Here is a 24468-nt window from a genome sequence, read left to right as displayed (position 1 = left end):
AGATTGGCACGGACTTCCCGCCAAAGATCCCCGGCGGCGAATTCGCGGGGACACCGTACCCCGCATACAGTCTGTGACCTGGGATGAAACTCCGCAGCGCCGGAACCGTCGACAAGCGGTGGCCGGTCAATCCGCCTTTCCGGCGACACGTCGACGACGCCCCCTCGAAAAAACCGCAAAACCCCCCATTCATCCACAAACCGGTCCCATATCGAGGATTCATCGGAAATCCGGTAAATGGTCCGCGACCCACTCGTCGAACGTGAGCGGCGCCCTGCCCGTCAACTCCCGCACCGCCCCGCTCACCTCGGCGGGCCCGCCGACGCTCTCGGCGAGCCTGTTGAGCACGGCGTCAACGATGGCCAGGGGCACGAAATTGGACATCTGCTCGCGCACGACGGACGCGGGGATCTCCTCGAACGTCAGCGTCCGGCCGATCGCGGTCGCGATCACGCCGAGCCGTTGCGATGCGTCATGGACCGTGGTCCGGTGAGGATCGGCGCTATCTCCGACGCCACCACCACTCGGCCGCGAATGCCCTCAGATCGACCAGCAAATTTTCACGCTCTACACGAGCTGTTTCCTGGCAAGCGGATCTCTCCCACCACCGGGACAGGTGACCCGCGCTTCCCCGTGTTGAGAGCGACGCATAACACTGCGACCGGCATTGACAAGCGCTGCGTCACTCTTCGTACCGGCCCTCGCCTTTCCAGCCGGCGTGGTCGCAGGAGCTCGCTGGATTGAGACGGCGATTCGGCGATGAACGGTTCCCAAGAACCTCGATCGTGCGCCACCATGATCGCATCGTCGAGACACGGGAAGGAGACGCGTGGTTGTTTTCGCCTGCGAGCGGTGCGGTGCCGTATTGACCACACAGGTGTCGCGGGTCGCGCTTCCCGACCACGCCGACCAGACGTATAGCCACGAGCTGCTCCCCGCGTTCTTGGAGCCCGGAACATACGCAGTGAACCCCGAACCCTCCGGACCACCGTGGCGACTGTGGGACGAGGTCGGCACTGAGGAGGTCGAAGCCCGTGGCATATACGCGCCGGTCTATTCCCTGTCGTACGGGCCTGCGGGAAAAATCGGCATCGCACCCGGCGATGTCCGTGGAACCGTACTCATTCCCGAGAGATGTGACGGCTACTGCTACGGAGTGGACGGCCGGGACGGCCCCAACCTGGCGTGCGCGGAATGCGGTCGCGCGGTGGCGACCCGCATCGACGACTGCTCACTCTGGCAGGTGGTGTGGCTGGCTCCACACGCCGTGCGTCCCGTCAGCGTCGACGGCCCCGCAGACCGGGTGATCGCCTGGGAGGCGCTGCGGGAGCAATATCCAGACTTGCCGCCAGTTGAGCAGCGGGGATGGTGGAGCCCACAGTGGGAGGCGACAGTCGCGGTGGCGCTGGCCCACCTGCTGTCGCTGTCCGGCGGTATGCGAGTGGTCGTTCCCGACGGCCCCGTCGCCACGGTGTTCCGCAGAGCACTCGATGCCCTACTCCCGCCAGGACCACCGGAACGCCACCTCACCCTGGCCGGCCCCAGCCTGCCCGCCGTGGCCACGGACATAGCCTTGGTGCCCCGGCATCCGCAAACCGGTGAGACATGGCCGTGCAACGCAAAAGCGGTCGTACCACTGGCCGCCAACGCGTGGTTGCACATGGCCTTCCACGACGATCGACGCCTTACCCCGGCAACAGCTGGCATGCTCGAAGAAGTCCGCCGTGACGATCCACCACCACTGCTGCCCGCGATGCCTTTTCGTCCCGATTTAGACGTGTTCCTCGCAACCCTGGCCCGACTCCCAGCAACTCGCGAACCGTGGCTGCGCCAAATCTATGACCACGTAAAGGCCCATAGATACGACTTCCCGTACTTCTAACCGGTCAAGCGCAAACAAAAACGAGCGGGCCTCCAAAACCGGAGACCCACCCGATAGCGCCCTACCCGCCTTGACCAGCGACGACCAAAACCCGTTGCCCCTGCAGGATGTCCGTGGCCATGCACACGCAGCCGGCCAGCAGCGCAGCCGAGACAGCGACAGTGACAAGTTCGGCGAACGCCCTTCGTCTCGACATGTCATAGCACCCCTTCGTCAGTAGTTGGCGTAGAGGTGGTTCACATCGTGGCTGCTGAGGGTGGTGACGCGGGTCACAGGGCCGGTCTGCATGCAACTGCCTGCGCGGTGCTGCAGTCCGAGCGTGAATCAGGAAAGCATGCTTGTTCCTCTGTGCGGCGATCGAGCACCCAACCGTTAAACGGCCCCTGACGGTGGATGGTTTAGGAGGTTGGGGAGGATCTGCAGAGGGTTCAAGCACCGGGGTCCACCGTCCGCACAGTTCAAGCCCCGTGGCGGGAACCTACAGGGGATCGTCACGCTCGAATCGGGTGCCGACGCGTTCCTGGAGGACAGGCCCTCCATCGCTCCGTGAGGGGTGGCAACCAGACGTCCTTGTCCCCTGCGACAGTGCACGGAGGCCGACGGGGAGATCAACGCCGCCCGACTTTTCACCTAGCTTCAGGATCGCGGCTAGCGCATCTCCCCGCACCGCACTTAGCTCAAGATCCGCACGCTCCGAGGACGTGATCATGGGCACAGACGTGCCGACGGCGGTATCGGGCGGCACCTCCCGCAACGTAAAAGGACCTGCGTTTCCGCAGGTCCTTGCGTATCTGGTGCCCCCTGCAAGATTCGAACTTGCGCTCCCGGCTCCGGAGAGGGGTGCAGATCACAGCCACTCCCCCGCCTTTACCTGGGCATATGCAGCACCTCTACCTTGGGGAGACACGTTTGGTCCACGATGGGTCCACAGCGACGGGAAAGCCCGCGGGTTGAGCCCAGAGGAACGGTCGGAAGTTGGACGTGGAGAAGCCCCCAGGGAAGTGACCCCAGGGGCTTGGGAGATCTGAACTCATCCACCCACGTAGTGGAAGCTTGGCTTGGGGTGCATGAGGAAGTCATGATGCGAGATGTTCCACGCATATGCCCCGGCCATAAGGAACTCCACTACGTCGCCCGTCGCGAGTTGCGCCGGCACGTGCCGCGCCATGGTGTCCTTGGGGGTGCAGAGCTGACCGACGACGGTGATGGGCTCTCCCTGCTCTTCAATAACCATTGGCTGACTGTGACCTTTGGTTGCAGGTGTCCTGATGTGGTGGGTGCCACCCGCTACAACGGCGAACCGTTCCCCATGGACCCGCTTGACGTCGATGACTTGAGTGACGTACCGCCCGCAATAGACAGAGATCGAACGGCCCGGCTCGATACGCACCGTCTCACCTGGCCTTCTGAGAGCGGCCAAACCTGCGCCGTATGTTTGCCAGTCGAACCGCGAATCCGGATCAGCGTAGGACACCCCCATGCCGCCGCCGACATTGATCTCCGTGACACCTAGGCTTCGGGCGTAGTCGAGGATCGCGCCCGCAAGCTCAAGCATGGTGGGCGCATCCAAACCGCTGGCTAGGTGTGCATGGATGCCCCGGAGTCGTACCGCGTCTTGCCCCTTCATCATCTCGATGCACTCGGAGATGCCCTCTGGGTCCATGCCAAACGGGGTGGCCCCTCCCCCCATTGCCAGCGACGCACCCTTAATTGGAATGTCTAGGTTGACACGCAGAAGCACGTCGGCCGACCGGCCCGCCGCGAACAAGCGCCGTATCTCGCTAGGGCTCTCGATGTGAAGCCGGTGAACTTCTGCGAAGAGCTCACTATCGGTCTTGCCCGGACCTCCAAGAGCGATGCGCGACTCTGGGAAGTGTTCGCGGACGTGGTCCAATTCCCCTCCTGACGCCACCTCGAAACCGTCAACATAGGGGGCGAGAACTCGCATGAGCGTGGGGTCCGGATTCGCCTTGACGGCATAGTAGACCTGGATGTCGCCAAGCGCGGCCCGTACAGCGGCCATGTGCGTGTCGAGGTCACCGAGGTCGTACACATAGGCGGGTAGTTCGCCGGCGGCGGCTAGCTCCAAAGCGCGTGCGCGGATCGGCAGAGTGGTAGCTGTCATCTCGCGTCTTCTCTTTCGGATCGTGGACGGTGGTTGATCAGGCCAGCGGGAAGCTGTGCTCAATGACCAGGTAGTGCGCGGGCGTTACGGTAGTAGTCACCTCGACAGCCTGCCCGTTCTCGGTCTTGCCGACGTGGAAGATGTCGAGAACCGTCCGCTCGGGGCTGATCTCCAGAGCGGCGGCTTCGTCCTCCGTGGGCGGGCGAACGATGATGCGCTCAGTCGCTTCGACTTGCGCGTAACCGAGTGCAGCTAGAGCGGACTTCACGCCACCACGGATGTTCGGCCCATCGATCTCCAGATCGGTGCCCTCTGCGATCGACAGTGGGAACCATGAGGCATTGAGACGTACTGGAATGTCGGACGCGAGAAGCCGGCGCCGCCGTACCAACGTGTTTTCCTCCCCGCGTGGCAGACCAAGAGCGTCTGCCACGTCGTCCGGAGGTGTTGCCCTCTCCACCGTGATTTCGTGCCGCGGTTCGAGTCCCAGCGAGCGAACTTCTGCGTCGAACGCACCACGCGCTTGACCGCTTTCACGTGCGGCACGCGAATAACGAGCCGCTGAGTGGAGCATCGGCGGAATGTAGGTGACCATGGTTCCCCTTCCCTGGCGCGGACGGATCAGCCCATCGGCTGCAAGTACCTGCATAGCCCTGTTGACCAGGCTTCGTGACGCGCCGTACTTGTCGGCAAGCACCGGCTCGGGTGGAAGGACCGAAGCGGTCGGGTAGACGCCCTCAACGATCTCTTGCCGGATCTGCGCTGCGATCTGACGGAAGCTCAGCTTGTTTGGGATGCCCATATCTCCCTCTTCGGTCGCTATCAAACGCCAAACGTTTGACGTCTATTGACATCAGGCTAGCCACGGGCCCATCATCAAGGAGATCGACAAACGTTTAACGTTTAGCCAGCATACCTGGCACGTCAGGCCAAGTCGAACGATCCGGGGTGCGGTCTACGCCACACCCCACTCGCACAGCCGGAAGACCTGGGAAGGCGGCATTGCCGCGCGCCCGACGGGCTGAGCACTTGCTTCTTGATCAACTCAATATGTGGGCCACCGCCTCCCACGAGAAAAGGCGACCTGGCAGGGCTGACGAACCTGCCCATGAGCTACGCACGTAACGGCGTAGGCCCCAGACGTAGGGGCTAAACGTGCCGGTGCCGCCGTTCGAGACGCCGGTGCCGTCGCCACTCTCCCCAAGCCTTCATGCCGGGGCGGCTCGTTTCCGCCAAGACCCGAAGCCGCCCCGGCCTCCTCAACCACCGCTAAGCCGTCAAGGAGGACACCATCATGCCTCACCGCATCACCCATCCCGCTCTCATGTCCCTCACCGACCTGGAAGCGACCTGGCGCGTCGACACCGACCTCTCCCTGCCGGAATGCGCCTACGACCCGGAGCTGCACACCGGCCCGCGTATGGCGATCGAGCACGCCGACGACAGGGCGGCCCGCGAATCCGTCGCCCGCCAGGTGTGCGCCACCTGCCCGCTGCGGCCGACGTGCGCCGCCTACGCCATGCGTGTCCGGCCCACCTCCGGCGTGTGGGCGGGCATGTCGGCGGCCGACCTGCCCGACCTGCCTGACGACACCGTCGGCGCGTTCGCCGATGCGGCTTGAAGGCCGGTCACGTCCGATGGGCCGATTCCGCGCACGCTTCTTCGACCCGGCAGGCCGCCGCTACGGCCTGCCCACCTGGCCGTGGCGCATGGCGCCGCCGCACCTGATGACCCGCCGTCAACTGACCGCCGCCGGTCTTCGCCCCGGTGGTCAAGAGGTGGTCGGGCAGGTCCTGTGGGCGTCGCGCCGCTACCGGGCGCCCGGCGGTGTGCGTGCCGCCTACCTGTATGACGTGCGGTTCGCGCTCCCGAAGCGCACCGCCACCCCCGCCCAGTTGAGGGCGTTGGGCAAGGCGTTGGCGGCCCGCCGTACCTGCCCCGACTGCCGGCGCGACGTCGGGTACGTGCTGCCGCGCCACCTGGGCACCTGCCTGGACTGCGCCGAAGGGATAGCGGCATGAGTGCCCGGCGCTCCACCTCGGCGCGTCTGGCCTCGGCGCTGTCGGCCGTTGTGCTGGCGGTTCGTGTCCGCGGCATCCTGGCGGCCGACCGGTGCGCGGGCAGGGACGCCGATTCGGCTCTGCGCGGGTGGTCGGCCGATTTCGCCAATTGGTGTCTCCGGCCCGCGTGCCCCGTTTGCTGGGGGCGGCTGTGGCGGTGAGCGTCCGTCTGATGGGTCTGCCTGAAGAGGTGGACGCCGTCACCGCCGCGTTGAGCGAGTTGCCCGCCGTGCAGGTCGTGGCGGTCTCGCGGCCTTATCCCTGCCGTGGTCGGGACCTGCGCGTTCGCGTCTACGTCGAAATCCGCTCCGTGGAGGAGAGCCGATGACCACGACGACACTCCGGCGGCCCGCCCCCGGTGGTCGCCCCAAGGGCAGGGCCGCCAAACTGGCCCTGGCCGCGTCGGACGCGGCCGATGTGCGCGCCTACGACACCAACCCCGACGTCATCGCCTACCGCATCGAGCGCATGCGCGCGTGGGTAGATCGGCTGATCTGGTCGGGGATGATACTCGGGTTGGCGTTCACCGCCGTCAACGTTCAGCAGTTCGCCGCCGCCGGCGCCGCCACATATTCGCTGGCGTGGTGGTCGGCATGGCTGCTTGACCCGCTGGTGTCGCTCATCCTGATCGGCGCGTTGATCGGTGAGCAGATCATCAGCCGCCATCAGATCAAGGCCGGTCCGTGGGTGCGGGCGTTGAAGTGGGTGGCTCTGTCGGCCACCTATGCGATGAACACGTGGAGCGCGTGGGAGTCGCTGGATGCGGCGAAGATCCTGCTTCACTCGGTTCCGCCGGGCATGGTGTTCTGCGCCGCCGAGGCGGTCACCGATCTGCGGCACCTGATCACCGAGGCTGTGCACGCCGCCTACCGGGCCGCCGCCGCACCGCCCGCCGACCTTGCCGGCGTCGCCGAGGCCGAGGCGCCCGTACCGGAATCCCGTACGGGCGTCGCCCGTACGGACGACGTACGGAGTCAGGTCACCGACAGTACGGAGGAGACCGCCGAGGCCCGTACCGGCATCGCCGCCGCACCGGCCGTCGACGCGGCCCCGCCGGCGGTGAGCCGGGAACAGATCGTGGCCGAACTGCGAACCGAGATCCTCCGTGCCGCCGACCGGGGCGAACGCTGGGCACCGAACTACACCGCGCTGGAAGCCCGGACGGGACGGCGCCGCTCATGGTGCGAGAAGGCCGTACGGGACGCCCGTACGGCCCTGATCCACACCGAGGACAACACCGCACCGGTACCGCATGAGGCCCGTATGGACGCGACCGACGGCGCTGCACCGGTGGACGCCGGTACGGACTCGACGACCCCACCCGCAACCGTTGCCGACTCCCGTACGGACCCGCCCCGTACGGCCATAGCCGCTTAGAGGAGTCACCCCATGACGTCCGCCACCGACCCGTACACCGACGACACGCCACCCCCCGACGACACCGCGGTTCCCATCCCCGCGCCCGAACCGAACCACTCGCAGCCCGCCGCCCCCGACCACGGCAGCGACGCCGCGCACTCGAACCAGCCCGGCACCCCCGACGAGCCCGACGCGCCGAAGGGTCTGCCGGTCGGTCACCTCATCGCCGGGGGCGCGTCGGCCGTGGCGGTGTCCGGCGCCGCTCTCTACCAGGTCGCCGGGATGTGGGGTCTGGCCGGCGCGGGTATGGCCACCGCCGCGGCGTGCAGCGCGATGGCCTACCTTCGGCTGCGCCGCCGCCGAGGCCGCGGCGAACGGCCGGCTCACTCCGCCGACCGTGAGCGCCGGGGATCGCGTGGGCGCCGCCCGCGCGGAGAGGCGCTGTTCGGACACGGGGGCGACCGCACGGGCAAGCGGGGCTCCCGCGGCACCGGCGACACTCACGGCAAAGGCCGCACGGGGACCGCACACCCCATGTCCCCTCCCCGCCCCTTCGGCCGTCCGACTGCCGACCCCAGCAGCACCGGCCGACGACGCGCCGACCGCGACCTTGACGGGAACGGGCGCCGTTCCCACGCCGGACGGCGCGGCACACGTGCCGGTACCCGGCGCGCGGCGGACGGCACCGGCAGGACCGGCAAGAACAACCGCAAGACCGCCAAACGGGCACGGAAAGCCGCCCGAGGTGCCCGCAAGCTCCCCCGCCGTATCACCAAGGCCACGGGTCGAGCCGCCAAGCGCACCGGGCGTGTGCTCCACAAAGGCGCACGCTCGGCAGGCCGCACCGCCAAAACCGCCGGTCGGGGCGTACGGCGTGCCGGGCGCGCGACGGGCGGAGCGTTCCGGCGGCTGCGCGCATGGGCTGATCGGCGCACCGGCCGGCGGCTGAGCACCGTATGGGCGACCGTCCGCAAAAGCCGGGGGTTCCAGCGCATCGGCGGAGCCGCACGGCGAGTGTGGTCGCGGTGGCTGGCACGCCCGACCGCCGCCGCAACCGCGGCCTTGACCGCATGGCTTCGCCGATGGAGGCGCCGCCCCGAGGCCGCCCCGGACCCGGAGCAGACCGACCCCCGCGAAGAGCCCACCGAGACCGACGACGTACCCAAGACCGACGCCGACACCGACGACACCTCAACCGGCGAACCGGCGGGCGACAAGACCGACCCCGCGCCGCTCATTCCGATTCCAGCCGATCCCCGCACCCGATTCAGGAGGACACACGCCATGACCGCCTTCCCCCTCACCCAGGTCGCCGCGGAGATGAACGCCGCCGCCGCCGCGCACGCCCCGGCCGACATGTTCCAGGTCGCCCGCGAACTTGACCAGATGGCCGAGGTCCCCGCCTACGTGGCCTTGTCGATCCGCACCTACACCGAGCGTCTGCGATCGGAATACCCGATCGACCCGGTGGTCGTGGACGCGATCTACCAGCTCTACCAGGCCCAAGCGCTGCTCACCTCCCTCGCCGAGGAGATCGGCCCGCTGTTCCGGAAGGTCCACGCCGACGACCTTCGCCGCGAGGAGGCGCCGCGCACGAACGAACCCCTGTGGAACGTCTGATCCGAAGAGGAGGCAATCCGGTGGGCACCACCACGACCCGTACCCCGCGCGCCGACTGGTCGCTGCGCCCCCGCGGCGCGGCCGGCGCCGCCGTACAGGGCGCGCTCGCCCTCGCGGCGCTTGCGACCGTCGGCGACGCCGTCAACCTTGAGACGATCTGGGGAGGAGCGTTCACCGTCGCCGGCGCGCTGGGCACGGTCGTGGTGAGTGCCCGCCAAGACCTCGCCCCCGCCGGGCTGCTGTACCGGCTGGGCTGCTGGATCGGCGCCGGAAGCTGGCTGACCTACGCCCTTGCCGCCACCCCGTGGAACCTGAACACCTTCGCCGCCCTCGGCATCGGGGCGCTGACCGCCGGGCTTCTCGCACCGCTCGCCCGTCCCCGCTCCCGCACCGAGACGGCGGGCGGCGGCACCGCGCTGGTGCTGCGGCAGGGCGGACGGATCGGCGCGGAATGGGAAGCTCGCATTCTGCGCGTGTGCCGTGTCCGCGTCGTGGTCACCCAGGTTCGCACCTGGCCGAACGGCACCGGCTACGACGTGCACGCCGACCTCCCCGGCGGTGGCGTCACCCGCGGCCAGGTGGCCGGTTACGCCGAAGGGCTCGCCACCGACGCGCGCCTGCCCGAGGGGTGCGGCGTGGAGGTCGCGGCCGGTGAGCACCGCGGCGCGGTCGTCCTGCGCGTCTCCACGGTCAACCGGCTTGCCCAGGTCGTCGACTACCCGCCCGACTACTCCCCGCAAAGTGTGCTGGAAGCGATCGAGTTCGGCGAACACGCCAACTCCGACCCGTGCGGCGCCGAGGTGCGAGAGGAGGCGACGTTGATCGCGGGCAAGCGGGGCTCGGGAAAGACCACCCTGCTACAGGCCGTGTCGATCGCGTTGGGGCGGTGCGCCGACAACATCGTGTGGCATCTCGACCTCAACGGCGGGGGGCTGACGCAACCCTGGATCGACGTGTGGTTGGACGGTAGGGTTGCCCGTTGCCCGATCGACTGGGCCGCCCCGAACCTGGTCGAGGGCAAGTTCATGCTTGAGGCCGCGATCTCCATCGCCAAGCACCGCAAAGCCAGCTACCGGCAGCTCAAACGCGCCCACAACACCAACCTGCTACCGGTCAGCGCCGATCTCCCGCAGATCACCATCGTGGTCGACGAGGGCGCGCAAGCGGTCAAAGACCGCGACCTGCAAGCCATGCTGAGCGAGTTGCAGAACATCGGCCGCAACGAAGCGGTCAACCTGATCCTGTCCGCGTTGCGGCCGACGTCCGACCTGGTACCGGTCAACATGCGCAAACAGGCCGGCGTGCGCATCCAGATGCACGGACCCGACAATGAAGAGCTTGGCCACATGTTCGGTTGGAAGGCCGGCGTGTCCATGGATCAGCTCGCCGGCAAGGGCACCGGCTTCATCAGTTTCGACGGGTCACCGCCGCGCCCGTTCCGAGGTTTTCAGGTGCTTCCCGCCCAGATTGAGCAAGCCGCCGTCTCCATCGCTGCGATGCGGCCCGACCTAGACGCGGCCTCTGCCGCTGCGGCCGGACCGCACTACGCGATGCGGTTGAACCGCATGCGTCAAGCCTTCACCAACCCCGACGCCGAACTCGACGAGTTGCCCGTGCCCGCCCCCGCGGTTGCTCCGCGCCGGTTGGCTGCGGTGCCCGACGGTGCCGGCAGTTGGCCCGACCCTCACGAGCTGATCCACCGGCACGCCGGATCGCTCGGTTGGCCCGATCCTCACCGAATCGAGCATGTTGCCCAGCAGCAGTCCGGCCCGACGCTGCACACCGTGCGACCGGCCGCGGGCATCCCCGCGGTCTCCGCCCGCCCGATCCCCGAAGTGCTGCTAAGAGCCCTCGCAGCGTTCGATACGGCAGGAACCGCCCGCCTGCACAGTGAGGAACTTGCCGCCGCCCTGTCCATCCTCGACGCCGAGGGCAAGCCCAACCCCACGGCGTTGGCCGACCTGCTTCGCCCCCTCGGCGTCACACCGTTGTCGAACCCGTTCCTGCGTGCCGGGGAACGCGGACGCGGTTACGCCCGTGACGACCTGTCGGCGGCTGCGGAGCGTGTTCAAAGCGGTGAGTTGGCGGTGCCCGAACAGGTCACCGCATGGCCCGCCGCATGAGGTGTGTGGGCCCCACGTGCGGCCCACACACCCACACACCCCCGCACGTGTGACCCACACACCCACCTCACCAGCGCAAACACCACGCCGTGTGGGGGTGTGCGGGGGGTATGACACCCCCCGTTCCGACGCCTCCGACCGCGTTGGCCCCCCTACCTGCCACCCCCCACGTGTGGCCCCCACACCCACCCGGACGCTCTCCGCGACGACTCCCACCCTCATTACTGAGCGTCATCGGATTCGCCTAGATCGCACGCCTGTCTTTCACCCCGCTACGCCGAAGGTTGTGGTTCGCCATGCCGAAAATCGCCCTTCTCGCCGCTCTCGCCACCGCTCTTGTCGCCACGTTCCACGGCGCGTTCCTGCTCTCGATGCTGGCTTTGCCCGTCCTGGCCGGCGCGCTGATCGGCTACCGGCGCCGCCTGATCCGGCGCCCCTACGCCAAGTGCCGCCCCTGCAAGGGCATCGGCTACCGGCGAAGCCTCCTGTTCGCCTCCTCGACCGGCTACTGCCCCGACTGCGACGGCACCGGGTTACGCCCCCGCGCCGGCGCCCGGTTGCTGAACGTCCGCTGACCGGCTCCACCCCGCACGTCTCCCCTACAGCCTGAAAGGAAGACCTGCCATGTCCGGCGAGACCACCATCACCATCATCGGCAACCTGACCGGCGATCCCGAACTGCGCTTCATCGCGAGCGGCACCGCCGTCGCCGGATTCACCATCGCCTCAAGCTCCCGCACCTACAACAAGCAGGTTGAGCAGTGGCAGGACGGCGAAGCCCTGTTCATGCGGTGCAGCGCATGGCGCGACCTGGCGGAGCACGTGTGCGAATCCCTCACCCGGGGCACCCGCGTCATCGCCACCGGACGGCTGCGCATGCGCACCTACGACACCAGCGACGGCGACCGGCGCACCGTCATCGAGATGACCGTCGACGAGATCGGCCCCTCCCTCCGCTTCGCCACCGCCAAACCCCAAAAGGCCGCCCGCACCGGCGGCAAGGGCCAAGCCAGTGGGCACGGCGACGCCTGGACCAACACGGAGAAGGCAACCGGCAACGCGCGCACCGGCCACGACGGCGGCGCCGGCGACCCGTGGAGCGACGACAAGCCGCCGTTCTAGCAAGCTCCCATGCGGCCTCGGCGGCACACCACCAAGCACACCGCCGAGGCCGCGCCCACTTCGTATCAGGAAGGAAGGCACTTACCAGCATGACACCTGCACGCGTCGCCGATCTACGGCCCGGCCACGCCGTTCGCATCGCCGGATTCGGCGCCATCCCCGTTGCCGGCACCCCCGCCCACGTCCCTCCGCCGCTCGTGGCGGTCCGCCTCGGATGGGACGGCCTATCCCTCGTGCTGCACCCCACTACCCCATTGGACGCCATCACCACCGCCCCCGCCGTCGCCTACCGCCCCATGACGTGCCGACTGTGTGCGGGCACCGGGCTGTGGCGCCCCGGAAGGAAGGCGTCCAATGGGTGAGGTCGCATCCCTGCCGCTCTTTGATGCCCATCCCGCGATGCCCACGCTCGACAGGCGTACGCCGAACGGGCTGCGCCTGCTTGACCTGTTCTGCTGCGCCGGCGGCGCCTCAATGGGCTACCACCTGGCCGGATTCGACGTGACCGGCGTCGACATCGCCCCCCAGCCCAACTACCCCTTCGACTTCTGCCAGGCCGACGCGATCGACTTCGTCCGCAAGCACGGACACAAGTTCGACGTCATCAATGCCTCCCCTCCCTGCCAGGCGTACACCATGGCCCAGCGAATCCGCGGCCGAATCCACCCCGATTTGATCGACCCACTCCGCCAGGTACTCCAGGCCACCGGCAAGCCGTATCTGATCGAAAACGTGATCGGCGCACCGCTTGAGCGTCCGGTCATCCTCTGCGGTGCCATGTTCGGGCTGCGCACCTACCGGCACCGCGGATTCGAGACCGGCGGCGGAGTCACCGTCCCTGCCCCGCCACACCCCGTCCACAGTGCCCCTACGGCCAAGATGGGCAGACCTGTACAGGATGGCGAGTTCATGCACGTCGTTGGCAACTTCTCCGGCGTCCCGCTGGCCCGCCGCATCATGGGAATGCCCTGGGCTACCCGCGACGAGCTGCGCGAAGCCATCCCACCCGCATACACCCACTACATCGGCCGCATCATCACCAGCGCCGTGCAAAGCGGCAAGGGGCACGCCGCATGACCGCGCGCATCCTGGTCACCGGCTCCCGGACGTGGACCGATGAGACCACTGTCCGCATGGCACTCTCCGAGGTCCGGCGCGACGGCGCCGCCACCCTGGTCAGCGGGGCATGCCCGCGTGGTGCCGACGCTATCGCCGAATCGGTCTGGCGAAGCTGGGGCGGCCCCGTGGAACGCCATCCGGCCGACTGGGACACCTACGGCAGGGCCGCCGGGATCAGGCGCAACGCCGCCATGGTGGCCATGGGCGCTGACCTGTGCCTGGCCTTCATCCACAACGACAGTCCTGGCGCCAGCCACACCGCACGCATCGCCGAGGCCGCGGGCATGCCCGTACGCCGATTCCGGCAGGCCGACCCGATCCAGCCCCCGTCAAGCACCGACCTCACCGACCACGCCCTTGCGTGCGCACGCCGCGGGTGGGCGGTCTTCCCCCTCACCCCGCACGGCAAGAAACCTCTGCGCGGCTTCACCGACTGGGAACGACACGCCACCTCCGATTCCGACCGCATCACCGCGTTCTGGCCGCGCGCCCCGTACAACATCGGCGTGGCGTGCGGCCCCTCCCGGCTCGTCGTGATCGACCTCGACATGCCCAAGCCCGGCGAGCAACCGCCCGCCGAAGCCATCGAGCACGGCGCCACCTGCGGTGAGGAGGTCTTCCGCCTTCTATGTGCCGACCGAGACCGGCCATACCCCGCCGACACCTTGACCGTACGGACCCGGCGCGGGGGGCTGCACCTGTACTTCACCGCACCGCACGACGTCGAGCTGCGCAACAGCGCGGGCAGGAACGGCGGCCTCGGCTGGCTCATCGACACCCGCGCGTCCGGCGGATACGTCGTCGGCCCCGGCAGCCACGTCCGCCAAAGCGACGGCACCGGCACATACGAGGTCGTCAACGACCTGCCACCCGCACCGCTCCCGGCATGGCTCACCGAGGCGCTCACCCCGGCACCGCCGCCCCCGATCGGTGCCGCCGATCTGCTTGCCGCCCTGCCCGAGCATCGGCTGAGCAGGTACGGCACCGCCGCTCTGCGCGCCGAGGCCGACCGCGTCGCCACCGCACGGCACGGCTCCCGGAACCAAACCCTGAACATCGCCGCGTTCAACCTCGGGCAACTCGTGAAACGCGGCGTGCTGCCCGCCGAGGTGGTCACCGCCGCGCTTCACGGCGCCGCCGAGGCCGCCAACGCCGATGGAGTCCCCAACTCCCCCCGCGAGATCGCAGCCGTCATCGCGAGCGGTCTCAAAGCAGGCATGAACGCCGCACCCCGCCGGCGTAAGAGCGCATGAGCACCCTGGGAGAACACGCCATGAACCACCGCACCGACGGCGCGGAGCTGCTTGACCGGCTGCGCGCCGCCCTGATCCGGTACGTGATCCTGCCGTCCGCCGAGGCCGCCGACGCGGTCACGCTGTGGATCGCAGCCACGCACGCCCAACCCGCGTGGGCGCACGCGCCGCGCCTGGTCATCCGAGGCCCGGAGAAAAGGTGCGGCAAGTCCCGGCTGCTGGACGTCGTGGAGGCGACGTGCCATGAGCCGTTCATCACCGTCAACTCAAGCTCGGCGGCGGTCTACCGATCCATCACCGAGGACCCGCCCACGATGCTTGTGGACGAGGCCGACACCATATTCGGCCCCAAGGCCGACGGCAACGAGGACCTTCGCGGCCTCCTCAACGCCGGACACCAGCGCAACCGGCCCGCCAAGAGGTACGACGCCGCGACCAACCGCGTGGAGAGCATCCCCACGTTCGCCATGGCCGCGCTGGCGGGCATCGGCCAGATGCCCGACACCATCGAAGACCGGGCGGTGGTCGTGCGCATGCGGCGCCGCGCTCCCGGTGAGACCGTCGCCCCCTACCGGCACCGCCGCGACCGTACAGGACTCCAAGCCCTGGCCCATCACGTCTCGGCGTGGCTGCGCGCCGACCTGGCAGAGTTGGAGCAGGCAGAGCCGCCCATGCCTGTGGAAGACCGCGCCGCCGACACCTGGGAACCGCTCGTCATCGTCGCCGACCACGCCGGCGGAGACTGGCCGGACCGAAGCCGCACCGCCGCCCTGACCCTCACCGCCGAGGCCGACGACAACGACCAATCCTCAGTGCGTGTGCGCCTGCTCACCGCATGCCGCGCCGCATTCACCGACGACACCGCCCTGCCGACCGCCGTGCTACTCGAACGGCTCAAGGCCGACCCGGAAGGCGAATGGGCGGAACACGGACCCGCCGGCCTCACCGCAATGCGCCTCGGCGCACTGCTACGCGAATACGACATCCGATCAGGCAATATCCGCTTCCCCGGGGGACAGGCCAAGGGCTACCTGCGGGCCGATTTCGCCGACGCATGGGCGCGCTACTGCCCATCCGATCCCGTTCCCGAGGGGGATGTGCTCCCGTTCGGGAGGGGTAGCCGTCCCAGCCGTCCCAGCATCATCAGTGCAGGTCAGGGCGGGACGGCTCCGATTCCTGGGACGGCTTGAGCCGTCCCGCCCGAACGTCGTGGGACGGCTTAGGCCGTCCCACAGAAAAAGCCGTCCCGGGGTTGACCTGGGGAAATGAGCCTGGGACGGCTGGGACGGCTACCCCCTCTAAAAGTCGACCGATGTAGACACGTCGAGGTCGAATTCAAGCCCTCATTCCGATCACGATGCCGAAAGGCTGGGTTGCCATGGCCAAGACCATGCTGTCCGTCGCCGAGGTGTTAGACGAGCTGGACGTGCCTAAGTCCACGTTCTACAGGTGGCTCAACACGGGGCGTGGACCTAAGCGCATCAAGCTCCCCAACGGCAAGGTACGTATCCGGCGGCGCGATCTCGACACATGGCTCGCCACCTTCGAGACCACCGCAGCGTAAGGAACCGTCGATGCTGACTCATGACGTTGTGGTCTGGAGTATCCGGAACCGCAAGGGCCGCGCCAAGCCATACCAGTTGCGTTGGAAGGTCGGGGCAGAGCCTAAGTCCAAGTCCTTCCTGACAAAGGCTCTCGCCGACGGCTTTCGCGCCGACCTGCTTAAAGCTGCAAAGTCCGGCGAACTCTTCGACGCGGGAAGCGGGTTGCCCACTTCCATGCTGGCGGCAAAAGCCGAGAAACCGCCCATGACCTGGTACGACTTCACCGTCGCATATACGGCGATGCGTTGGCCCAATGCCGCCGCGAAAACCCGCGAGGGCATCGTGGACAGTTTGGCGGTTGCCACATTCGCCATGCTCGACGGAGAGTCGATCACTCTGCCCCGCCGGGAGGTCCGCGCCGCCATGCAATGGGCGTTGATTCCCCGCGAGAATGATGAAGCAGTACCCGCCAAGCTGGCGATGACCATACGGATTCTCCAACGGTCAACGCTTCCGCTCGCCGATATGGCTGATCCGATCGTTGCGCGCCGTGTAAGTGATGCACTCAGCCTCACCCTAGATCTACGGCCCGCCGCCGCCGACACAAGTGCACGCCGGCGCCGAGGGCTGAACACCGCTCTGGAGTACGGCGTGGACCTCGGCGAACTCGATGAGAACCCGCTCAAGCGAATCAAGCGAAAGAAGGTCGCCAGAGATGACGTCGTAGATCGACGCGCCGTCGTCAATCCCGAACAAGCTCGGGAGCTGATCGCTGCCGTGTCCTATGTCGGAAGCTGGCACCGTGCCCGAGGTCGCCGTTTGGTGGCGTTCTTCGCCACGCTGTACTTTGCGGGCGTTCGACCCGCCGAAGCTGTGGGGCTACGGCGGGATGATTGTGATCTACCCGATGAGGGGTGGGGACTGCTCACTCTGGCCAAGACCCGCCCCAGCAGCGGTAAGCAGTGGACGGATACGGGTACGGTCCACGATCTCCGCGGCTTGAAGCAGCGCGACACGAGCGCCGTCCGAGAGGTCCCCGTGCCGCCCGAACTGGTAACCATCCTTCGCCATCACTTGGAAGAGTTTGGCACCGCCCCCGATGGGCGCCTGTTCCGCAACGAGCGCGGAGGGGTGCTTGGTGCCTCTACATATGCCCGAGCCTGGAAGGAAGCCCGCCGCTTCGCCTTCACGCCGCAACAGGTGGCGTCGCCGCTGGCTAGACGTCCCTACGACCTTCGGCACGCCGCTTTGTCCGTCTGGCTCAACGCCGGGGTAGATGCCACCGAGGTAGCTGCCCGCGCAGGTAATAGCGTAGAAGTGCTCCTCAAGCGTTACGTCAAGTGCCTCGACGGTCGGCAAGATCAGAATAACCGCCGGATAGAGACCATGCTTGCGCGCTAGAGGGTTGGTCCACAACCAGCAAGCGTTAGCGCTACGGGACTAGAGACCCGCCCGCTCTAACACCATTCACACTGGTCAGCGGCTAGATCCACGGCATCACACAATGTTTGACCTGGTCGCCGCCTAGGGGTAACCCGGGGCAGTCCGCTCAGCTCTGCTCGGAGTGTGCACGATCGGATCGCCGACTGAGTGCGGCTTTCTGGACTGCGCGGCTGACACATGTCGGCCCCCGCAACTGTGCGGGGGCCGACCGTACTGCGGTGCTACGGACTCACAACGACGGGCCATCTCTCACGGTCATAGGGCAGTAACCATCCCGCGATCTCGCCGCCAAGGCTGCGTACGTCGGTTTCTGAGGTATCTGCTCTCAGTGGGAAGATGTAGACCTGATCCCAGATCCTCACCTTCTCCAGCGTGTGCAAGTACTCGCTGACATGGTTGGCCAAGCCCCTGAGATCACCAGGTCGGCAGACCGAGCCGACGTAGCAGATATTGCCGTGTTGATCTGCTACAGCGTAAACCGCACAGGACACCTCCGGCATGAACTCCGGCTGCGGGGGCACCGGCTCGGGCATCTTCCCCAGCAGGTGCCGACCGCAGAGTTCCGCCAGAGCGAGGTAAGTCCCCCGCTTCATCCGGACTCCTCCTCCAGGACAGCCTCAGCAGAAGTCGCATCCCCGTCCGTATCCGTCGTATCCGTCCGAGGGATCGCCCCGGCATCCATGGCCGCTTCCCACCAGCCTTCGGCCTTGTCTGCCATGTTGCGCAGGGTGTCACGCAGGAGGCGGGCATCTGCACGCCCTTCCCTCTCGACCAGAGGGATCCCGTCCTCTTCGATTGTCTCCAGGTACCGCATGTCGTCAGATATGTCGCGGAGCTTGGCCTTGATGGTCCGGATGGCGAACTTGTACTGCCGACGGGCTTCATCGCCAGGCGGCACCGGCTGCTGCGGAGCCCCGTTTTTCGGTGCGAGCTTGGTACGAAGCAATTTGTTGTCGATCAGCACATCGCCGCCGCCAACCATGGGGCGCGGTTGTCCCTGCGCATCTACCTGACGCGGCCGGAGCCCGTTGCGGTCGTCCTCCAGTGCCTGGCGCAGGTGCATCAGCCCAGTGTCAGTTTCCAGGAGGGCACCGATTACTTCATGCGCAGGACGACGGTCATTTTCCTCGCCTCTGTCGTGCCGAGGATTGCGGATCATCCCATACTTGGCGAGCACATAAGCCGCACGTACGACTAGTTCTGTGCCGCTAGGCCCGCCGGTCTCCCCCTCTACCAGCTCCTGGGTGGCCGCTTTGAACATCTCTTCAGGAGATCGATTGCTGGGGGCCCAGTTCCGGGTACTCAAGTCTGGAGGCAATGCCTCCTTGAGCGTCTTGCGGAAGTCTCCCAGCTTGGTCTCCGGTACAGCGCCGTTGAGTTCTCTGCTAATCAGCTCGATGGCCAGCGGAAGCTTGGCGTTGCTAGTGACGCGGCGCCGCCGTGATCCTTCCTCCTCCGTCAACACGAGCGCGATGGGCTCGCGGACGGCATTGCGCGTTTTCGGCTCGTTGGTAGTGAAGAGGTTGATAATGCGGGCGGCACGGTCATCACTGTGAGCATTGATCTTTCGTGCTGCTGCCTGCGAGCGAGTCAGCCGACCACTCAGCCAGTCCAACTCCTGGTCTGTTGGGATAACCCCTGCGGAACGAGCGGCGATGAGGCACTCTTCGGCAAGCGAGGTGTGCTTAGATTCGTCACTCCACTTGGCCTTCGGGTTAAGGTGATCCTGCGCGACGCGGGCCTTGATCGCCTGTGCAAGGTCCACTGTGCCGAGGGTGTCGGGCACAACGCCGATGATCAGCTCGAATTCGGTAACCGCGCACCGTACGGCGGCTTCTTCGCTTGGCAGAATCTCATCGGCTGCCTTTTGGGTATACCCATTGATTTGCGCGATGTGGCTCTGCATGGGGCTCGCCCCGCGCGGAAGGCCGAACAGAATAGCTTCGGCGTCTACCCCCAGGTAGTACAGTCCGTGACTAATCCGGGTCGATCCTTCGCGCACAAAGATATGGGTGGTCGGGGAGACGTCCGGATCTTCATAGTAGACGGTTGTCGCTACTCCAATGGGGGGATCCATGATCCCCTGCTTCTCGATACTGGGACGCGGAGTGGTCCGCTCGCGGGTCGTCTCGATCGCCCATTCGAGCTGTTCCAGCAGAGCCGTACGGCTCACAGCCTGGATGCCCATCTCCCCGACGCCGATCTCGGTCGCTCTCAACAATGCGGCAGGCGGACCGTTAACTTCAGCCAGGGCGAACTGCACCCGATCGGCGTTGCGGGGGTTACTGGGATCGGGTGCGAGGCGGGCTGTGTATGCCGGCCCGATCACCGACTTCAGGTAGGCGCCAGGGATGCGACGGATTTGCGGGTTGTCCAATTGGGCCAATATCGCAGCCGGATCAGTCCAGATGTACGCGATTGCCCCGGCAGCACGGTCGCTAAGACCATGCTTCTTGAGCCCTGCCCGGAGCTCCTTGTGCGCTGAGGGATCAGGCAGGTCGCGGATCGGGCGAATGGGCTTGGTCAGCTCTGCTTGCCCAGAGGTGAAAATCTGATGGGCGGTGGTAGTCGATGCCACGGGCTGCCTCCTGTTGGGCTCCCTGTACCGCGAGAGGCCCTCTCCCGCGGCCAACATCACGCGGGAGCCGGAGACGCCGAACCAGCCCTCGCTTCCCTGCTTTGCGGATCTGGCCCGCATTACTGGGAGCGCCGGGAACACGATCTACACCCCGTCAGCGTGGTCTCAGTGCTCTAGCACCATCCGGACCGTGCCGTCACTCCCACCGAGGTCGGCGCCTCAAGAGAGCGTGCGGGGTGACGCGTGTCCCCACGTCACAAAGCAAAGAGTACCTCTAGAGACGGTCAACACAAAGCCAATTGCCGTGCGCGTCGGCTACGTCCCAATTGCCTGGTTGGCCATCCGGAGCAGGACGACTACCAGATGGAAGCTGTTTCCCTGTGAGACTGGTCCACGACTGGTCCACAACCAGCGAGCGTCAACGAGAACGGGCGGGACTCCGTGAGACTGGAGACCCGCCCGTTCATATGCTGTTTGCCCTGATCAGCGGCGCTAAGTCGCTGGTCGGGATCTGGTGCCCCCTGCAAGATTCGAACTTGCGCTCCCGGCTCCGGAGGCCGGTGCTCTATCCCCTGAGCTAAGGGGGCTGCAACGAGACAAGGCTACCAGTACTTCGGGGGCGGTCGTGACCTCGTTGGCGGTCTTGATCCATCGTGGGAAAACCGCGCGTGGTGGGGGTTGGAGGGGTTAACCTCACGGCCGTGACTGAGGTTCTGGGGAAAGTGCTCGTGGTCGACGACGACGAGGTGATCAGGCAGCTCATCGCGGTCAATCTGACGCTTGAGGGCTTCCAGGTGGAGACGGCCACCGATGGGCAGGACTGTCTGGATCGGGTGCTCGATGTCATGCCCGACGTGGTGACGTTGGACGTGATGATGCCCCGGCTTGACGGCTGGGTGACGGCGTCGCGGTTGCGCACGGATGAGGACACCAAGCACATCAGAGTCGTGCTGATCACGGCACGGGCACAGGGGGACGATCGGCGGCGGGGGCTCGGCATCGGGGTTGACGCATATCTTACGAAGCCGTTTGATCCGGCCGAGTTGATCCAGGTGGTGCGGGATCTGGCCGTCTCCGAGCGGAGCAACTAGGCGGATTGGTCTGCTTTGTTGGGGCGGAAATGGCACTGACGCACGGTGGCGTGGAGATCGTAGCGTCATGAAGCGTGATCCCCATGCCCACCTTGACGGCGTTTGTCCTTACTTCGCTGGTAGTTGTGGCCATACCTGGCCCTAACCACCTCTATATCGTTACTCGGGGGGTGACCCAGGGGCGGACGGCGGGGATCGTGTCGGCGATGGGGATCGCGATCGGGACCGTCGTCCACATCGCGGCAGCCGCTGCCGGGGTGTCATATGTGATCGCGCAGTCGGCCACCCTGTTCGCGGTGTTGAAGTGGGCGGGGGTGGCATACCTCGCCTATCTGGGGGTCCGCACGCTCCTGGCGGGCGATCAGCCTCATGAGCAGGCTGTGGTGGTTCAGCCATTGTGGCGGGTCTTCGCGGAGGGGCTGCTGGTCAATGTGTTGAATCCCAAGACCGTGCTGTTCTTTCTGGCGTTCCTCCCGCAGTTCGTGGTTCCGGCGGTTGGGCCGGTGGCAGGGCAGGTTGTGGTGTTCGGGCTGTTGCTGATGCTGGTGGGGATGGCGACGGATGTGGTTTACGCCGTGGCCGCTGGGGCGTTGAGCGGGTGGCTGCGGCGCTGGGCGCGGGGGCTGCGGTGGTTCAGCGGGGCGGTGTACCTCGGGCTTGGAGTGGTGATGGCGTTCACGGGGCGGCGACCGGTCTGAGGGATGACGTGGCGGAAGCCAGGTCGCCGAACAGGTGGGCCAGGGCACGGGGGTCGTTAAGTGCGGCCAAGTGCCCGGTGCGGGGTAGGAGAAGAAGACGACCGTGGCGGCAGGCGGTCAGGAAGCGTCGTTCATCGGCGCGGAACGGGTCACGTGATCCGTTGACCAGCCAGACCGGCCCAGGGTAGGAGGCGACCGCCCTGAGCGGGTCGGAAGCGGCGACTGCCGCCACGGTTTCCGCCATCACCTCACAGGCAAGGCCCCCTTCCACCATGGCCTCCCCGGCTTCACCGGGGAGGACACGCCTCAACGCATATGCACTGAGGGAGTTCGCCGTCTCGGGGTGGTGCCGGGCGGCCCTGCCGAGGAAATCGTAAATCTTGAGCCCTATCCCGTACGGCACAGCCGTGCAGCCCATCGCGACCACGCCGGCCACCTGCTCCGGGTGACGCTGAGCGGCGGCGAGTGCGACGTAGCCGCCGAGAGACAGGCCGGCGACAAGAGCACGCCCGCCCAGGTGGTCGATGGCGGCGGCGACGGCGTCGGTGGCGGCCCGCATGGTGAACGGCTCGCCGCGGCGTGTGCCGTGTCCGGGGAGGTCGGGGGCTGCTGTGGGGTGGTCTGTGAGGTGTGCCCGGGTGGGGTGCCACATGGTGTGGCTGACCCGGATGCCGTGAATGAGAACGATGGGTAGTGCCATGGAAACCCTCCTCTTACGCAAGGGCCTTCAGCAAAACACAACGCACCGTTGCGTTGCAATATAGTGGGGACATGGCTGGTGCACGCAGGCAGCAGGAGATCTTCGCGGCGACCTTGGCGATGGTCGCGGAGCGCGGATACGACGGCCTGACCGTCGAAGGGGTGGCCGAGCGGTCGGGGGTCAACAAGACGACCATTTATCGATGGTGGCCGTCCAAGGCCGCGCTTCTCGGCGACGCTTTGGTGGGTGCCGAATCGCTGGAGTTCGCGATTCCCGACACGGGTTCCCTGCGCGGGGATCTGGAGGCGCTGGTGTTGGGGGTGAGCGAGCTTCTCACGGTTTCCCCTGCCGCTGATGTGGCGGTTGCCGCGCTGGGGGCGGCCGTCGGAAGTCCTGAACTGGCCGCGGGCACGCAACGGTTCTTCGCGGACCGCCTCGCCAGAGAGGCGGTCGTCTTCGAACGTGCCCTCATCCGCGGGGAGCTGGCCGACGGGGTCGACCCCATGGCCGTTGTGGATCTGCTGGCGGGGGCCGTGTGGATGCGGGTGGTCTTTCGCGGGCTGCCGTTGGAGGCGGATTTCGCCGCCGAGGTGGTGGGCACGGTGCTCGGGGGAATCGGCAGCCGGTGAAATCGGGGCGGCCGCCCGCCGGGCGACCCAGTCGAGGCCGGCGCGGGCTGCCACACGAATCGCGTCGCGGATCAGACGTTCGGCGTCCTCGGCCGTGAGGGCGAATCTCTCGCCGGTCCAGACGACGAGTTCAGGCCCCGAGGGCGGGTGTTTGGCGCATAGACGGGTGAGCAGTTCCCGATACGAACCGGACTCCTCACGTGCCGAATGGGCCAGGAGGCGGGTCACCTCGGCGCGTGCGTGCCGCGTTTCCTCCCTCGCCAGAAAGCGTTCCTCGGGGCCTTGATGAAGGGGTTCGGAGTACGGCTCCCAATTCTCCGTGAACGCGGCGATGTTGGCCCCGTAGAACTTGGCATTGAGCGTCCGGAGCCGGTCGAGGGCACCGCGCAGGAGGTGGCGGGCGGCCGGTCTGTCCAGACCGTGCCGGTCGAGGAGGTCGCCAGGCAGGTCGTAGGGGTCGCCGGCGCCGTGGCGGAGGCGGGCGACGGCGTTGAGGAGGAGGTCGAGAACGGCCGGGTCGGCGCGGAGAGGGGCCGCCCAGGCGTTCTTTTTGAGGTCGCGGTCGGGTTTGAGATAAGCGCCGCGGCGGGTGACCTGGTCGCGGCGGACGCAGGCTTCGAGATGGCGCAGAAGATAGTGGACGAGCTGGGCGCGGGCGGCCCGCACACCGGGAATCTCATCGCGCTTCGGGCCGCTGCGGAGTTGCCCGGCGCCGTGGACGGCCAGGTCTCCGTGGAGGCCGGTGAGCCATTCGGCGGCGACGCGCAACTCTCGTATCTCCTCGCCGCCCCTGGTGCGGCGCGGCACCCCGCTCAACGTCTCACACACGCGGGTATAGCCGTCGAACAAAATGTCGTGCACGTTTTCCTCGCAGTCGTCGCACCACCGTGAGCCGTCGACATCGCGGCATATACCGCCGCCGTGGCGGGCACGGCGCAGGCGCCTGCCCGCAAGGTCGCGGAGAGTGGGGGCGACCACCGTGAAATAGGTCTGAAAGTCAAATGCGGCATCGGCCACATCGCCGAGCTTCACCATCGAGGCCACTCCAAGGGCATGACAGAAGCACGCACCGATTAAGTGCGGGCTCAAGTGCATCGGCCTCGTCGTCGAGGCCCTCAATGG

The 24468-nt window shown here is 67.0% G+C and carries 26 protein-coding genes and 1 tRNA gene; 20 read left to right on the top strand and 7 right to left on the bottom strand.

Annotation, left to right across the window (positions count from 1 at the left end; translation table 11 throughout):
• Positions 1-219: 219 nt before the first annotated feature.
• Complete coding sequence (locus Ssi02_RS06845) at positions 220-453, bottom strand: Rossmann-fold NAD(P)-binding domain-containing protein (RefSeq protein WP_204022277.1); 234 nt, start codon at positions 451-453, stop codon at positions 220-222.
• 376 nt (positions 454-829) lie between these two features.
• Between Ssi02_RS06845 and Ssi02_RS06840 the strand changes: the two genes are divergently transcribed.
• Entirely contained in the window at positions 830-1882 is a 1053-nt protein-coding gene (locus Ssi02_RS06840; protein ID WP_204022274.1) for a hypothetical protein, read from the top strand.
• Positions 1883-2912: 1030 nt separating this feature from the next.
• On the opposite strand, the gene Ssi02_RS06835 is transcribed toward Ssi02_RS06840, so the two are convergent.
• Both Ssi02_RS06835 and Ssi02_RS06830 read right to left on the bottom strand, forming a co-directional pair.
• Entirely contained in the window at positions 2913-4007 is a 1095-nt protein-coding gene (locus tag Ssi02_RS06835; protein ID WP_204022271.1) for an alanine racemase, read from the bottom strand.
• A gap of 37 nt (positions 4008-4044) precedes the next feature.
• Positions 4045-4809 carry a GntR family transcriptional regulator gene (locus Ssi02_RS06830; RefSeq protein ID WP_204022269.1) on the bottom strand — a complete coding sequence of 255 codons (765 nt, stop codon included), beginning with the start codon at positions 4807-4809 and terminating at the stop codon, positions 4045-4047.
• A gap of 492 nt (positions 4810-5301) precedes the next feature.
• Here Ssi02_RS06830 and Ssi02_RS06825 point away from each other — a divergent pair, with 492 nt between their 5' ends.
• The 15 genes from Ssi02_RS06825 (at position 5302) to Ssi02_RS06755 (ending at position 17608) form a co-directional block, all read left to right on the top strand.
• Entirely contained in the window at positions 5302-5628 is a 327-nt protein-coding gene (locus Ssi02_RS06825) for a WhiB family transcriptional regulator (protein WP_204022267.1), read from the top strand.
• 16 nt (positions 5629-5644) lie between these two features.
• Positions 5645-6028, top strand: coding sequence for an RRQRL motif-containing zinc-binding protein (locus tag Ssi02_RS06820; protein ID WP_204022265.1), 384 nt, complete (start codon positions 5645-5647; stop codon positions 6026-6028).
• Positions 6025-6228: a hypothetical protein gene (locus Ssi02_RS06815; RefSeq protein ID WP_204022263.1), complete on the top strand. Its 204-nt coding sequence runs from the start codon at positions 6025-6027 to the stop codon at positions 6226-6228. Before Ssi02_RS06820 ends, Ssi02_RS06815 begins: the two co-directional genes overlap by 4 nt.
• Entirely contained in the window at positions 6225-6395 is a 171-nt protein-coding gene (locus Ssi02_RS06810; protein WP_204022261.1) for a hypothetical protein, read from the top strand. Before Ssi02_RS06815 ends, Ssi02_RS06810 begins: the two co-directional genes overlap by 4 nt.
• Complete coding sequence (locus Ssi02_RS06805; RefSeq protein WP_204022259.1) at positions 6392-7444, top strand: hypothetical protein; 1053 nt, start codon at positions 6392-6394, stop codon at positions 7442-7444. Before Ssi02_RS06810 ends, Ssi02_RS06805 begins: the two co-directional genes overlap by 4 nt.
• Before the next feature lie 12 nt (positions 7445-7456).
• Complete coding sequence (locus tag Ssi02_RS06800) at positions 7457-9046, top strand: hypothetical protein (RefSeq protein WP_204022256.1); 1590 nt, start codon at positions 7457-7459, stop codon at positions 9044-9046.
• Between the two features lie 20 nt (positions 9047-9066).
• Positions 9067-11169, top strand: a complete 2103-nt coding sequence (locus tag Ssi02_RS06795) for an FtsK/SpoIIIE domain-containing protein (protein WP_204022253.1) — start codon at positions 9067-9069, stop codon at positions 11167-11169.
• A 296-nt stretch (positions 11170-11465) separates the two neighbouring features.
• A complete protein-coding gene (locus tag Ssi02_RS06790; RefSeq protein ID WP_204022250.1) occupies positions 11466-11744 on the top strand; it encodes a hypothetical protein in 279 nt (92 codons plus the stop codon).
• A 49-nt stretch (positions 11745-11793) separates the two neighbouring features.
• Positions 11794-12291 carry a single-stranded DNA-binding protein gene (locus tag Ssi02_RS06785; protein ID WP_204022248.1) on the top strand — a complete coding sequence of 166 codons (498 nt, stop codon included), beginning with the start codon at positions 11794-11796 and terminating at the stop codon, positions 12289-12291.
• Positions 12292-12380: 89 nt separating this feature from the next.
• The gene (locus tag Ssi02_RS06780) at positions 12381-12653 is read left to right on the top strand and encodes a hypothetical protein (protein ID WP_204022245.1); all 273 of its coding nucleotides are present in this window, start codon (positions 12381-12383) and stop codon (positions 12651-12653) included.
• Positions 12646-13368 carry a DNA cytosine methyltransferase gene (locus Ssi02_RS06775; protein ID WP_204022242.1) on the top strand — a complete coding sequence of 241 codons (723 nt, stop codon included), beginning with the start codon at positions 12646-12648 and terminating at the stop codon, positions 13366-13368. The genes Ssi02_RS06780 and Ssi02_RS06775 overlap by 8 nt, the downstream gene beginning before the upstream one ends.
• Positions 13365-14663: a bifunctional DNA primase/polymerase gene (locus Ssi02_RS06770; RefSeq protein WP_204022239.1), complete on the top strand. Its 1299-nt coding sequence runs from the start codon at positions 13365-13367 to the stop codon at positions 14661-14663. The genes Ssi02_RS06775 and Ssi02_RS06770 overlap by 4 nt, the downstream gene beginning before the upstream one ends.
• On the top strand, positions 14660-15853 hold the full coding sequence (locus Ssi02_RS06765) for a DUF3631 domain-containing protein (protein ID WP_239128656.1): 1194 nt from the start codon (positions 14660-14662) through the stop codon (positions 15851-15853). Before Ssi02_RS06770 ends, Ssi02_RS06765 begins: the two co-directional genes overlap by 4 nt.
• Positions 15854-16041: 188 nt before the next feature.
• Complete coding sequence (locus Ssi02_RS06760; protein WP_204022236.1) at positions 16042-16227, top strand: helix-turn-helix transcriptional regulator; 186 nt, start codon at positions 16042-16044, stop codon at positions 16225-16227.
• 10 nt (positions 16228-16237) lie between these two features.
• Complete coding sequence (locus Ssi02_RS06755; RefSeq protein ID WP_204022233.1) at positions 16238-17608, top strand: tyrosine-type recombinase/integrase; 1371 nt, start codon at positions 16238-16240, stop codon at positions 17606-17608.
• A gap of 263 nt (positions 17609-17871) precedes the next feature.
• Here the strand turns inward: Ssi02_RS06755 and Ssi02_RS06750 are convergent, their stop codons facing one another.
• From Ssi02_RS06750 to Ssi02_RS06740, 3 genes are all read right to left on the bottom strand, one after another.
• On the bottom strand, positions 17872-18243 hold the full coding sequence (locus Ssi02_RS06750) for a hypothetical protein (RefSeq protein ID WP_204022230.1): 372 nt from the start codon (positions 18241-18243) through the stop codon (positions 17872-17874).
• Positions 18240-20228 (bottom strand): hypothetical protein, encoded by a 1989-nt coding sequence (locus Ssi02_RS06745; RefSeq protein ID WP_204022227.1) that lies wholly within the window; start codon positions 20226-20228, stop codon positions 18240-18242. The genes Ssi02_RS06750 and Ssi02_RS06745 overlap by 4 nt, the downstream gene beginning before the upstream one ends.
• Positions 20229-20740: 512 nt before the next feature.
• Positions 20741-20815: transfer RNA gene (locus tag Ssi02_RS06740), tRNA-Arg, on the bottom strand.
• A 135-nt stretch (positions 20816-20950) separates the two neighbouring features.
• On the opposite strand from Ssi02_RS06740, the gene Ssi02_RS06735 reads away from it, so the two are divergent.
• Both Ssi02_RS06735 and Ssi02_RS06730 read left to right on the top strand, forming a co-directional pair.
• Positions 20951-21319 (top strand): response regulator transcription factor, encoded by a 369-nt coding sequence (locus Ssi02_RS06735; protein ID WP_204022517.1) that lies wholly within the window; start codon positions 20951-20953, stop codon positions 21317-21319.
• 83 nt (positions 21320-21402) lie between these two features.
• The gene (locus tag Ssi02_RS06730; protein WP_204022224.1) at positions 21403-22017 is read left to right on the top strand and encodes a LysE family translocator; all 615 of its coding nucleotides are present in this window, start codon (positions 21403-21405) and stop codon (positions 22015-22017) included.
• Here the strand turns inward: Ssi02_RS06730 and Ssi02_RS06725 are convergent.
• On the bottom strand, positions 21995-22717 hold the full coding sequence (locus Ssi02_RS06725) for an alpha/beta fold hydrolase (protein ID WP_204022221.1): 723 nt from the start codon (positions 22715-22717) through the stop codon (positions 21995-21997). The two genes, Ssi02_RS06730 and Ssi02_RS06725, sit on opposite strands and share 23 nt — an antisense overlap.
• A gap of 71 nt (positions 22718-22788) precedes the next feature.
• On the opposite strand from Ssi02_RS06725, the gene Ssi02_RS06720 reads away from it, so the two are divergent.
• The gene (locus Ssi02_RS06720) at positions 22789-23346 is read left to right on the top strand and encodes a TetR/AcrR family transcriptional regulator (RefSeq protein WP_204022218.1); all 558 of its coding nucleotides are present in this window, start codon (positions 22789-22791) and stop codon (positions 23344-23346) included.
• Positions 23347-23631: 285 nt separating this feature from the next.
• On the top strand, positions 23632-24237 hold the full coding sequence (locus Ssi02_RS06715; RefSeq protein ID WP_204022215.1) for a hypothetical protein: 606 nt from the start codon (positions 23632-23634) through the stop codon (positions 24235-24237).
• Positions 24238-24468 lie beyond the last annotated feature (231 nt).

The organism is Sinosporangium siamense (assembly GCF_016863435.1).
Lineage (GTDB): Bacteria > Actinomycetota > Actinomycetes > Streptosporangiales > Streptosporangiaceae > Sinosporangium > Sinosporangium siamense.
This window is presented reverse-complemented; position numbering and strand designations above follow the sequence as displayed.